This is a genomic window from Streptomyces sp. NPDC057900 (assembly GCF_042887885.1).
Lineage (GTDB): Bacteria > Actinomycetota > Actinomycetes > Streptomycetales > Streptomycetaceae > Streptomyces.
On record NZ_JBHVOI010000003.1, the window covers coordinates 438,049 to 450,849 of the forward strand.

At 67.9% G+C, this 12,801-nt stretch carries 8 protein-coding genes; 3 read left to right on the plus strand and 5 right to left on the minus strand.

The annotated features are described in order from the left end of the window. Positions 1-20 precede the first annotated feature (20 nt). Positions 21-2,318 (minus strand): DUF6049 family protein, encoded by a 2,298-nt coding sequence (locus tag ACFVQ0_RS16290; RefSeq protein WP_390088462.1) that lies wholly within the window; start codon positions 2,316-2,318, stop codon positions 21-23. A gap of 183 nt (positions 2,319-2,501) precedes the next feature. On the opposite strand from ACFVQ0_RS16290, the gene ACFVQ0_RS16295 reads away from it, so the two are divergent. After that, positions 2,502-3,944 carry a CCA tRNA nucleotidyltransferase gene (locus ACFVQ0_RS16295; protein WP_390088464.1) on the plus strand — a complete coding sequence of 481 codons (1,443 nt, stop codon included), beginning with the start codon at positions 2,502-2,504 and terminating at the stop codon, positions 3,942-3,944. Between the two features lie 159 nt (positions 3,945-4,103). Here ACFVQ0_RS16295 and ACFVQ0_RS16300 read toward each other — a convergent pair whose 3' ends face one another. From ACFVQ0_RS16300 to ACFVQ0_RS16315, 4 genes are all read right to left on the minus strand, one after another. Further along, on the minus strand, positions 4,104-4,730 hold the full coding sequence (locus tag ACFVQ0_RS16300; protein WP_390088466.1) for a hypothetical protein: 627 nt from the start codon (positions 4,728-4,730) through the stop codon (positions 4,104-4,106). Between the two features lie 47 nt (positions 4,731-4,777). Then, positions 4,778-6,046, minus strand: a complete 1,269-nt coding sequence (locus ACFVQ0_RS16305) for an MFS transporter (RefSeq protein WP_390088468.1) — start codon at positions 6,044-6,046, stop codon at positions 4,778-4,780. A 124-nt stretch (positions 6,047-6,170) separates the two neighbouring features. Continuing rightward, the gene (locus ACFVQ0_RS16310) at positions 6,171-7,253 is read right to left on the minus strand and encodes an inositol-3-phosphate synthase (RefSeq protein WP_390088470.1); all 1,083 of its coding nucleotides are present in this window, start codon (positions 7,251-7,253) and stop codon (positions 6,171-6,173) included. A 62-nt stretch (positions 7,254-7,315) separates the two neighbouring features. Next, entirely contained in the window at positions 7,316-8,020 is a 705-nt protein-coding gene (locus ACFVQ0_RS16315; protein ID WP_311304433.1) for a PadR family transcriptional regulator, read from the minus strand. A 401-nt stretch (positions 8,021-8,421) separates the two neighbouring features. On the opposite strand from ACFVQ0_RS16315, the gene ACFVQ0_RS16320 reads away from it, so the two are divergent. Then, on the plus strand, positions 8,422-11,199 hold the full coding sequence (locus tag ACFVQ0_RS16320; protein WP_390088472.1) for a transglycosylase domain-containing protein: 2,778 nt from the start codon (positions 8,422-8,424) through the stop codon (positions 11,197-11,199). Positions 11,200-11,305: 106 nt separating this feature from the next. Beyond that, positions 11,306-12,793, plus strand: coding sequence for a glycosyltransferase family 87 protein (locus ACFVQ0_RS16325; RefSeq protein WP_390088474.1), 1,488 nt, complete (start codon positions 11,306-11,308; stop codon positions 12,791-12,793). Positions 12,794-12,801 lie beyond the last annotated feature (8 nt).

Genomic DNA, 12,801 nt, shown 5'->3' on the forward strand with positions numbered 1-12,801 from the left:
CCGGCCACGACAGACATCGCTCAACGGTCCACTTTCTCACCCGTGCCCGACGGCTCCGTGCTTTCGGGACCGGTGTCCGGCGTCGGGTCACTCGGCTGCTCGGGTTCACTGCCGTCGTCGCCCGCCGCGCCGCCCGCGTTGGCGCGCTTGCGATGTGCATACATCCTGATGCCGGCGAGGACCAGCAGCAGCAGTCCGCCGGCGATCACGAGAAGGACGGTCGGTGTCAGCTCGGACACCTTCACGGTGAAGTTCATCTCCGCGCCGTACGGAGTGCCGTCCTCCGTGTACAGCTGGGCCGTCATCTGGACCTGACCGTTGATATTGGCCGCGGCGTCGAACTTCACGGACTGGCTGTGACCGCCCGCGATCTGGATCGGCTGCTCGGCCACGGCGCCGCCGTCGTTCAGCTTGAGCCGCGTCGCGTTCTCCGACTTCAGCCGCAGCACCAGGTGGTCGACGTCCTGCAACAGCCTGTTCTGCACCGTCACCGGGATCGTGGCGCTCCGCCCGGACAGGGTGACGTCCGACTTCGAGATCAGCTGGACCTCGTTGACGAGCCCCTGCAGATAGGTGCGCACCGAATCCCGGTACTGCTGGGCCTCCAGCGGCCTGCCCCGCCACGACGTCGACATGGAGCGGTTGACCGCGTTGCCGAAGGGGGTCACCACGCGCTCGGGCTGGGTCAGGATGACCTGGAAGTTGTTGAGGGAGGCCTGGGTGGACTTGATGTCCTGGAAGGCCTGGGTGGGCAGCTCCTGGCTGCGCAGCTTCTTCGGGTACTGGGACGTCCGGGGGACCTGTGTGGTCGCCTTCGCGTCGGGTTTCCCCTCGGCCGCCTGGATCAGCCCCTGGGACTGCGTCCAGCGGTCGTCGTCGAGGGCGTGCAGGGCGCGGGCCATCGTCTGGGCCTGGGCGACCGTCGGCATCCGCTGGGGTGCGACGACGACGCTCCGGTCCTTGTCCGTGTCCTGCTCGGCCAGCGAGAGCGTGAGGGCGAGGAACTTCTGCACGGCGAGCGTGGAGTTCCCGGCCTTCGTCATGTCGCCCTGGAAGGCGGTGGAGAGCCGGGAGTCGGAGACCACGGCGGTCGTGCCGCCGCCGATCGGCCGGGCGGCGGTGGGCGTGTAGACCAGGCCGCCGTTCTCCTGGAGGCTGTCGCTGCGGGAGATCACGTTGTGGGCGCCGGCCGATGTGGCGACGTCCACGATCGACGGGTCGATGGCACCGTCGACCGGCCACGCGAAGTCCGTCGAGGGCTTCAGGTGCAGGATCGTCTGCACCGTCGTCACGGCCACCTCGCTGGCGTTCTGGAGGTGGCTCAGGGTGCCCGACACGTTCTTGCCGCGGTGCGCGATCGATGCCAGATCGGGATCCCCGAACGGCAGCGCGATGACCTTGCCCTCGGTCACCGCCGCTTCCAGCGAGCTCAGCCACTGCTTGGCCACGTTCTGATTCGTACCGGCGATCGTGGTGTCACCGGACTTGACCCGGTAGTCCCGTGTCATCGCGTCCACGCTGGCCAGCAGGTCCGGGTCGATGACCCACGTCACGGGCAGCTGCCTGCCCAGCGACACCATCTGTTCCAGCCGGCCGCCCGGCGCGATCTCGGCGGCCAGATCGTCGTCGGCGAAAACCGGGGTCTGCTGGGAGTCGGAGCCGGTCTCCGCGGTGAGGTGCGCCGAGGCGATCAGGGGCCAGGCGTAACTGATCCGGGGCTTGGAGTCGCGGTCTTCGCTCTGCCAGGGGAGGAACGTCCGCTCGATCCCGAGCACCTGGTCGTACAAGGCGTGGGACGTCCGGCCCGAAAGGGTCACGCCGAGCTGGTACACGCCGTCGTCGCCGAGCCCCAGCTTGCTGACCGGCACGGACAGGGTGAAGTCCTGACTGATCCCGGAGGGCAGCTTGGCGATCTTGACCGTGTACTTGCCGCCGATCGGAGACGGGTCGGCACCGGGCAGATATCCCGTGCGCTTGTTGGCCGCGTCGATCGACGTCCTGCTGTAGAGCCGGGGGCCCACGCGCAGATCGACCTGGGCCGCGGTGACGGTCTCCTTGCTCTTGTTCGTCAGAGTGCCGGAGACGGTGAGGGTGTCCCCCTTCACCGGGGCACTCGGCGTCACCGTGTCCAGGGACACCGCGACCGTCCCGGAGCCCGTCGGGGCCTTGTCCGGCACACCGGCCTGAGCCGCCGGAGCGGTCGCCCCGGCCAGCAGGGCGGCGACGAGCGGAGCCCCGGCAAGCACGGCGGCTGTGCGCCGCAGCCACCGGCGGGCAGGAGAGGGACTCATCCCCTGGAAGTCTGCCGCCTCGGCCACGCGCCTACCCGTCCCTCGTCGTCATGAGCTGCTGTCGATCGTCGTCCGTTGCTGCGTCCACGCATGGTAACGATGTGCGCGGCGGCTAAGTGCTGGGGTGTACGGCACATGATCGGGAGAGTCTCGCAGGGCTGAAGGAAACCATGCCGTCCGGGCCGGTCCGGGCACGTACCCTTTTCTGTTGTGCCGAATGCCAATGAAGACAACGCCAGTGTCCTGACCCAGGTGCAGCACCGCGCAGTCAGTGAACTGCTCCGGGTGTCCCCGGTCGCCGACGATCTCGCCCGCCGATTCCAGGATGCCGGATTCAGTCTCGCCCTGGTCGGCGGCTCGGTCCGGGACGCGCTTCTGGGCAGGCTCGGGAACGACCTGGACTTCACCACCGATGCCCGCCCCGAGGACGTCCTGAAGATCGTCCGGCCCTGGGCGGACTCGGTGTGGGAGGTCGGGATCGCCTTTGGCACGGTGGGCGCCCAGAAGGACGGTTACCAGATCGAAGTCACCACATACCGGTCCGAGGCGTACGACCGAACCTCGCGCAAGCCGGAAGTTTCCTACGGCGACTCCATCGAGGACGACCTCGTTCGACGTGACTTCACGGTCAACGCGATGGCTGTCGCGCTGCCGCAGAAGGACTTCATCGACCCGCACGGTGGCATCGAGGACCTCTCAGAGCGGGTTCTGCGCACGCCTGGAACCCCCGAGGAATCGTTCTCCGACGACCCGCTGCGCATGCTCCGAGCCGCGCGCTTCGCCGCGCAGCTGGACTTCGAAGTGGCTCCCGACGTGGTCGAGGCGATGACGGAAATGGCGGGGCGGATCGAGATCGTCTCCGCCGAGCGGGTCCGTGAGGAGCTCAACAAGCTCCTTCTCTCCTCGCACCCGCGGAAGGGGCTGGCGCTCCTTGTCGACACGGGGCTGGCGCAACAGGTCCTTCCCGAGCTCCCCGCGCTCCGCCTCGAAAGTGATGAGCATCACCGTCACAAGGATGTGTACGAGCACTCTCTGACCGTTCTGGAGCAGGCGATCGACCTGGAGGAGGACGGGCCGGACCTCGTTCTGCGGCTTGCCGCGCTTCTCCATGACATCGGCAAGCCGAGGACCCGGCGCTTCGAGAAGGACGGCCGGGTCTCGTTCCATCACCACGAGGTGGTGGGCGCCAAGATGGTCAAGAAGCGGATGACCGACCTCAAGTACTCCAACGACATGGTCAAGGACGTCTCGAAGCTGGTGGAGCTGCATCTGCGCTTCCACGGGTACGGCGACGGGGAGTGGACCGACTCGGCGGTCCGCCGCTATGTGCGTGACGCCGGCCCGCTGCTGGAGCGGCTGCACAAGCTCACCCGCTCGGACTGCACCACGCGCAACAAGCGCAAGGCATCCGCCCTCTCGCGGACCTATGACGCGCTGGAGGAGCGCATCGCGCAGCTGCAGGACAAGGAAGAACTCGACGCGATCCGGCCGGACCTGGACGGCAACGAGATCATGCGGATCCTGGACGTCGGGCCCGGACCGGTCATCGGCAAGGCGTACGCGTTCCTGCTGGAACTGCGCTTGGAGAACGGGCCGATGGAACACGACGAGGCAGTGGCGGAGCTCAAGAAGTGGTGGGAGTCGCAGGACTGAGTCCCGCCGGGCGCTACGGGCAGGAGGGCTGCCGGCCATGTTTCACGTGAAACATGGCCGGCAGCCCGTACGACAGGACCGGCAACCCGTGCGGCCGGGGGCGCTGTTTCACGTGAAACAGCGCCCGGTCCGTTCCGCTCCCGTTTCTGTTCCGGAGGGTCAGGCGCCCGGCTTGATCGGCATGAGGCAGAGCACGACGCTGCTCCGGCTCTTCCGGCTGCCCGAGGTCTCGGTGTAAGCGACGTACTTCTTCGCGTCACAGAGATCGGTGTCGGAGGTGTCGTCGTGCACTGCGGCGACCTTGAACTCGGCAGCGTTCGAACCGCAGTCAGCCGATTTCATGTCCGGGCTGAGGTTGGTGCCCTTGTTCTCCAGGCAGTCGCCCACTGCTGCGGCCTTGGCATCGGACTCGAATATCTTGTCCCAGCCGAACTTGAGCCCCGCCAGTGCGCCGAGAGCCACCACGATGATGATGAGGTTGCGCACCGCGAGGAAGGCCTTCTTCCCGCCGGACATGTTCTGCGGCGGGCCCTGCGGGGGCATCCCCTGCGGTGCCGGGCCGCCGGGTTGGCCGCCCCAGGGCTGCTGCCCCTGATGCGGCGGGTAGGGCTGCTGAGGAGCCCCGTACCCCGGCTGCTGCTGAGGTGCTCCGTACCCCTGCTGCGGCGCCCCGTACCCCGGCTGCTGCTGCGGGTAGCCGTATCCGGGCTGCTGCTGCGGCGGGTAGGGCTGCTGGGGAGCCTGCTGCCCGTATGGTCCGGGGCCCTGCTGAGGCGGATAGGTCATGCGCGTACCCCCGTGAATCATGCACTGCTTTATTTGACGCGCGCACGCTATACGACCTCGCGGGTGCGACTCCAGCGGTACAGAGCGATGGCTACCAGGGCGTAGAGCGCGGCCACTCCGATCACCACCGCGGCCGACCTGCCGTCAGGGGGCAGCATGAGAGCGGCTACACCGGCCGCGCCCACGAAGGCCACGTTGAACAGCACGTCGTAGAGCGAGAAGACCCGGCCGCGGAAGGCGTCGTCCACCGAGGTCTGCACCACCGTGTCCGTCGCGATCTTCGCCCCCTGGGTGACGAGGCCGAGCACGAACGCGGCGACGAGCATCGGTGTGGGGGTGAACCAGAGTCCCAGCGCCGGCACGAGGACTGCCGCGGCGGCCGCGCACACCGTCATCCAGCGGAACCGTCCGAGCCGCGCCACGGCCCACGGGGACAGCACCGCCGCGGCGAAGAACCCCGCCCCGGAGACCCCCACCGCCAGCCCGAGCAGCGCCAGCCCATGGGCCTCTGTGTCCGCCCAGGCGTACCGGCACAGCATCAGAACCGTCACCGTCAGCGCCCCGTAGCAGAAGCGGATCACCGTCATGGCGGCCAGCGCCCGTGCGGCGTGCCTGCGTTCCGCCAGATGGCGCAGCCCGTCAGCGAGGCCGCGCGCGGTCGTGGCCAGAGCCCTGCGCAGGGGCAGCCGGTCGCTGCCCCGCTCCGGGCCGAGGAGCCCGGCGGCAAGGGTCAGGGACGCCATCGCAGAGGCGAGATAGAGCCCCGCGCCCAGCAGCACCACGGCCGCGTCGGAGTCCGACAGCAGGAGCCGTACGACGAAGGCGAGACCACCGCCCGCCGTCGCGGCGAGCGTGCCCGCGGTCGGGGAGAGGGAGTTGGCCAGCACCAGCCGTTCCCGGTCGACGACGCGCGGCAGCGCGGCCGAGAGGCCGGCCAGGACGAAGCGGTTGACGGCGGTGACGCACAGGGCCGATGTGTAGAAGAGCCAGTCCGGGGCGGAGCCGAGGATCAGGAACGCGGTGCAGCAGGCGAGCCCGGCGCGCAGCAGATTGCCGTAGAGGAAGACCTGGCGGCGGGGCCAGCGGTCCAGCAGCACTCCGGCGAACGGGCCGATGAGCGAGTAGGGCAGCAGGAGCACGGCCATGGCGGAGGCGATGGCGCCCGCCGATGTCTGTTTCTCCGGGGAGAAGACCACATGCGTCGCGAGCGCCACCTGATAGACGCCATCGGCCGACTGGGACAGCACCCGTACGGCCAGCAGGCGGCGGAAGTTCCGAAGGCGCAGGAGAACGCGCAGGTCGCGCACGACGGGCATGGGAGCAAGGGTCACATACGTTGAGGGTCCCCGGGCGGATTGCCCGGGGACCCTCAATCGCGCGGGAGGCGGGGAGCGTTGCCGCTCCTCACCGCGCCGCACCGACGCACGGCGTCAGATGACGTTACTGGGAGACCTCACCGCGGATGAACTTCTCGACGTTCTCGCGGGCCTCGTCGTCGAAGTACTGGACCGGCGGGGACTTCATGAAGTACGAGGACGCGGAGAGGATCGGGCCACCGATGCCGCGGTCCTTGGCGATCTTCGCGGCGCGGACGGCGTCGATGATGACACCGGCCGAGTTCGGGGAGTCCCAGACCTCAAGCTTGTACTCAAGGTTCAGCGGAACGTCGCCGAACGCGCGGCCCTCAAGGCGCACGTACGCCCACTTGCGGTCGTCCAGCCAGGCCACGTAGTCCGACGGGCCGATGTGGACGTTGTCCGCACCGAGGTCGCGGTCGCGGATCTGCGAGGTGACGGCCTGCGTCTTGGAGATCTTCTTGGACTCAAGGCGCTCACGCTCAAGCATGTTCTTGAAGTCCATGTTGCCGCCGACGTTCAGCTGCATCGTGCGGTCCAGGACGACGCCCCGGTCCTCGAAGAGCTTCGCCATCACGCGGTGCGTGATGGTGGCGCCGACCTGCGACTTGATGTCGTCGCCGACGATCGGGACACCGGCCTCGGTGAACTTGTCCGCCCACTCCTTGGTGCCGGCGATGAAGACCGGGAGGGCGTTGACGAACGCGACCTTGGCGTCGATGGCGCACTGCGCGTAGAACTTCGCAGCGACCTCGGAGCCGACGGGCAGGTAGCAGACCAGGACGTCGACCTTGCGGTCCTTGAGGATCTGGACGATGTCGACCGGGGCCTCGGCGGACTCCTCGATGGTCTGGCGGTAGTACTTGCCCAGACCGTCGTGGGTGTGGCCGCGCTGGACGGTGACGCCGGCGTTCGGCACGTCGCAGAGCTTGATGGTGTTGTTCTCGCTGGCGCCGATGGCGTCCGAGAGGTCGAGGCCGACCTTCTTCGCGTCGACGTCGAAGGCGGCGACGAACTCGACGTCCGACACGTGGTAATCGCCGAACTGGACGTGCATCAGGCCGGGCACCTTGCCGGCCGGATCGGCGTCCTTGTAGTACTCGACGCCCTGGACCAGCGAGGCGGCGCAGTTGCCCACGCCGACGATGGCTACGCGAACCGAACCCATTCCGGTTGCTCCCTGTGTGTAATGGATGTTCCTGATGAGGGCCCCGCGGATCTGCGGAGATCTCACTTGGCGGTGTCGCCGGACGGATCCGGCGGGTTGTTACCCCGCCGGGGCAGGCCGTCCGGCTCTCCTGCGGTGTTCTGCTGAGCTGAGCCCTCGGGCGAGGATCGTCGCTGATCCCGTCCCGACCGCTCGCTCTCGATGAGCTCGTTCAGCCAGCGCACTTCGCGCTCCACGGACTCCATGCCGTGTCGCTGAAGCTCAAGTGTGTAGTCGTCGAGACGCTCGCGGGTGCGGGCCAGAGAGGCGCTCATTTTCTCAAGACGCTCCTCCAGCCGGCTGCGACGGCCTTCCAGCACCCGCATCCGCACCTCGTGCTCCGTCTGTCCGAAGAAGGCGAAACGAGCAGCGAAGTGCTCGTCCTCCCAGGAATCCGGGCCGGTGTGCGAGAGCAGCTCTTCGAAGTGCTCCTTACCTTCCGCCGTCAATCGGTAGACGATCTTGGCGCGGCGCCCTGCCAGAGAAGAGGAGGGGGCCACCGCGCGGCCGGAGCCGGGCGGGAGGTCCGGTGGAGCGTTCCCCGGCTCCTCGATCAACCAGCCGTTGGCGACCAGCGTCTTGAGGCACGGGTAGAGGGTTCCGTAGCTGAAGGCGCGGAAGATCCCCAGCGATGTGTTGAGACGTTTACGCAGCTCGTAGCCGTGCATCGGGGACTCGCGGAGCAGCCCGAGGACAGCGAACTCAAGGATGCCGGAGCGTCTGCTCAACCTCGCCTCCTCCTTCTCCGAGTGCTCTCGCCGTCCCTGTGCCGGGCAGTTATGCCGGGCCGATGTACCGAGCTGATGTATCGACTCGATACATCAGCACGATAGATCGGAGTCTCCGCTGGGGCAAGGGGGGCCTTAGTGAACGGCGTCACATAACTAATTCTTGGGAACCGACTTGCGTAATTTGAGGTGAAGTTCGGTCCTAGGAGGGTTTTGACCGTGCGTAGTCTGTCCGGCATGCAGACCACCGGGAACCGCGTGACGCCCGACCGCGTCAGTCCCCGCGTACTGACCGGATGTGCTGCGGACGTGCCCGTCGCAGGGCTGGTCCGTAATTCGGGGGGACCGGATCTCAACTGCCGCTTCCAGGCGTTCTCGCCTGCCCGAGGAGTAGTCGTTCGATGAGCGAGCACCGTCGCAAAGCACCGCAGCCACAAGGTGGCGGGCGCGCAGCGACCAGACGAGCCACCCAGCAGTCCTCAGGACGCCGCGCAGCACCGTCACGTAGCGTGACTTCTGAGTCACCTTCCGATTCGCACGGCGGGGACACCCCGTACGGCGGGCGTGCCGCCGCCAGACGGGCCGCCCAGCGCGGTTCCGGCGGCCGCGGTGGTTCCGACGGCGGAGGAGGACGGCGCCGGGGCGGCGGTGGCGACGACGGGGCCGAGGGCCCCGGCCGGGGCCGAGGGCGCGGAAACCAGCGCCCGGCCAAGAAGCGCTTCATCGACTACCCGCGCGCCGGCAAGCACGGCGTACGGCGCTGGGTGCCGTCGTGGAAGCTCGTCTCCGGACTGTGCATCGGCTTCGTGGGCCTTCTGATGGGCGTTGCCAGCCTCGCGTACGCGATGGTGACGATGCCCGAGGTGAACGATGCCGCGAAGGCGGAGAACAACGTCTACTACTGGTCCGACAACACGCAGATGGTCGCGACCGGTGGCGCCGCCAACCGCCAGGTCATCGCCTACGAACAGATCCCCGAGGCGATGCGCAACGCCGTCATCTCGGCGGAGAACAAGTCCTTCGAGCACGACAAGGGCATCGACCCGATGGGCATCGGCCGCGCCCTGTGGAACATGGCCAAGGGCGGCCAGACGCAGGGTGGCTCGACCATCACGCAGCAGTACGTGAAGAACTCGCGGCTCTCCCAGGAACAGACCCTGAGCCGGAAGGTCGAGGAACTCTTCATCACGCTGAAGGTCGGCGAGCAGGGGAACAAGAAGGAGGTCATGGCCGGGTACCTCAACGTCTCGTACTACGGACGTGGCGCTTCGGGTATCCAGGCGGCCGCCCGTACGTACTACGGCAAGGACGCCACGGACCTGAACCCGAGCGAGTGCGCCTTCCTGGCGACGCTGCTCAAGGGCGCCAGCTACTACGACCCGGCAGGTGCTCCGGACGTCGACCCGCAGCAGGCGACGCCGGCGAAGAACCTGGACCGGGCGAAGAAGCGCTGGCGGTGGATCCTCGACGAGGAGTTCAAGGACGGCCGGCTGTCGAAGGCCGATCACGACAAGTACCGGACGTTCCCGTCGCCCAAGCCGCTGAAGAAGGACGCCCAGCTGGGCGGTCAGACGGGCTACCTGGTGGAGCTCGCCCGTAAGTACTTCCTCGCGAACAACGACCGCGGTGTCACCGCCGAGATGCTCAACCAGGGCGGATACGAGATCCACACGACCTTCGACAAGAAGAAGGTCGCGCAGCTCAACAAGGCCGTCAAGAGGGTCTACGACGAGAAGATCGACCCCAAGAAGCGCCCCGACAAGGACACCCACGTTCAGTTCGGTGGCGGCTCGGTCGATCCGGAGACCGGTGCCATCAAGGCGATCTACGGCGGCAAGGACGCGACCCAGCACTACACCAATAACGCCGACCCGACCGGCGCCGCGGTGGGTTCGACCTTCAAGCCCTTCGTGCTGGCCGCCGCGATGGAACACGGCAGACGGGACCCCGAGCTCGGCAAGGATCAGAACGATTCGCAGCGCGAGAAGGTCTCACCGCTGAGCGTCTACAACGGCGACAACAAGCTGAAGATCAAGAATTACAACGGCGAGGTCTGGACCAACGAGAAGGGTGAGGAGTGGCTGCAGACCAACGACGGCAACCACTCCGAGGGCAACATCACGCTTCGTAAGGCGATGGAGGTCTCCGCCAACTCCCCCTACGTCCAGCTGGGTATGGACGTGGGCACGGACAAGGTGAAGGAGGCGGCGATGGCCGCTGGCCTGAAGGACGACGAGAACATGGCGAACTCGACCGTTCCGTCGTTCTCCATCGGTACGTCCTCGCCGAGCGTGATCCGGATGGCCGGTGCGTACGCCACGTTCGCGGCCAGTGGCCAGCAGCGGGAGCCGTTCTCGGTCACCCAGGTGAAGAAGCTCGGCGAAGTGATGTACCAGCACGAGACGGTCACCAAGCGCGCTTTCGACAACAACGTGGCCGACAACGTGACCGACGTGCTCAAGAACGTCGTCGAGCACGGTACGGGTACGCCCGCCAAGCTCCCCGGCCGCGATGTGGCGGGCAAGACGGGTACGACGGACGACAACCTCTCCGCCTGGTTCGTCGGCTACACCCCGCAGCTCTCGACGGCGATCAGCATGTACCGGCTGGACGACAACGAGAAGCACAAGGACCGTAAGTTCGAGAAGATGTACGGGACCGGCGGCGAGGAGAAGATCCACGGTGCCTCGTTCCCGGCCCAGATCTGGCACGACTACATGGCCGAAGCCATGGCGGGCCAGAAGGTCGTGGACTTCCCGAAGGCGGAGCCGATCGGCGACAAGCTCTACGGTGGCGGGGCGAGCAGCCCCAAGCCGACGCCCAGCTACACACCCCCGCCGAGCCCGTCCACGACGCCGTCCGACTCGCCCCCGCCGAGTCCTCCGGCCTCGCCGCCGACGTCGCCCGACCCGACGGAGAGCTGCGGCACCTGGGACTGGAACTGCCAGAACAACAACGGCGGTACGTCCGACGGAGGGGACAACGGCGGCGCCGACGGCGGCACGACCGGTGCGGACGACGGCGGCACGACCGGTACCACGGACGGGACAACGGCCGGCAACGGCGATCCCGGCGGCGCCAGCCCGCCCGCCGGTGACGGAGGCAACGGGAACGGCAACGGAGGGAACGGCAACGGAGCCAACGGCAACGGCGGCATCTTCGGCGGTGGGAACGGGTAGCCGTCTCCGCCCGCCCGGCATTCCGACAGCCACGGCGAGGGCCGCCGCACCACAGGGTGCGGCGGCCCTCGCCGTTCACACAGTCCGGTACGGCAGGATGTGCGGCATGCCAAGTGCAGAGGACACGAGCGTGCAGCAGGAACGGTCCGTCGTACGGCCCACGCGTGAGGACGAGGTCGCCGCGGCCGGCAGCGAGCTGATCGGCGGGAGGTCGGGCCGCTGGTCGCGGCTGGGCAGTACCGCACTCACCCCCGTGGGTGCCGTCGCGCTGGTCGCGCTGGGGATGTTCGCGCTCGGCATGGTGCAGAAGCTGCCCTGCTACAACTGGGCCTGGTTCCAGGGCGCGGGCTCCCAGTACACCCACGCCTGCTACTCCGATATCCCGCATCTGTACGCCGGGCGCGGCTTCTCCGACGGCCTGGTGCCCTACTTCGACCGGCTGCCCGGCGATATGCAGTATCTGGAGTACCCCGTGCTCACGGGGGTGTTCATGCAGATCGCGTCCTGGCTGACCCCGGGCGGTTCGATCCAGCACCAGGAGCAGGTGTACTGGCTGGTGAACGCGGGCATGCTGATGATCTGCACCGCGATCATCGCCGTCTGTGTCGCGCGCACGCACCGGCGCCGCCCCTGGGACGGCCTCCTGGTCGCTCTCGCACCCGCCTTCGCCCTCACCGCCACGATCAACTGGGACCTGCTGGCCGTCGCCCTCACGGCCGCGGCGATGCTCATGTGGTCCAGGAGCCGGCCGTTGGCGTTCGGCATCCTGATCGGGCTGGCCACGGCCGCCAAGCTGTATCCCGTGCTGCTGCTGGGCCCGGCCTTCGTGCTGTGCTGGCGGGCCGCGAAATGGCGGGCGTTCTGGGTGGCGACGCTCGGCGCCGCGGCCTCCTGGCTGGTCGTCAACCTGCCGGTGATGGTGTTCGCCCCCGAGGGGTGGAAGAAGTTCTACACCTTCAGCGAGGAACGCTCGATCGACTTCGGCTCGTTCTGGCTGATCATCACGCAGCGCACCGGTGAGTCCATCGACGTCAGCACGGTCAACACCGTCTCGACGGTGGCGACGGTCGGGCTGTGCGCCGCCATCGGCGCGCTGACGCTGACGGCTCCGCGCAGGCCCCGGTTCGCGCAGCTCGCGTTCCTCGTCGTCGCGGTGTTCATCCTCGTCAACAAGGTCTACTCACCGCAGTACGTACTGTGGCTGATCCCCCTCGCCGCACTGGCCCGGCCGCGCTGGCGGGACTTCCTGATCTGGCAGGCGTGCGAGGTCATGTACTTCCTGGGGATCTGGATGTACCTCGCCTACACGACGAGCGGCGACAAGCACCAGGGCCTGCCGACGGAGGGCTATCAGCTCGCCATCGCCCTGCATCTGCTGGGCACGCTGTACCTCTGCGCAGTGGTCGTGCGGGACATCCTGATGCCGGAGCGGGACGGCGTACGGCGCGACGGTTCGGACGATCCCTCGGGCGGGGTGCTCGACGGGGCGCCGGACGCCTTCGTGCTGGGCCGTGCGACCGCGCATCCGCCGCGCCACGCCGCGCTCACGGTCGAGGGACCGCGCGTGGAGTGGGGCATGCCGGCCGCCGACTGAGCGACGGG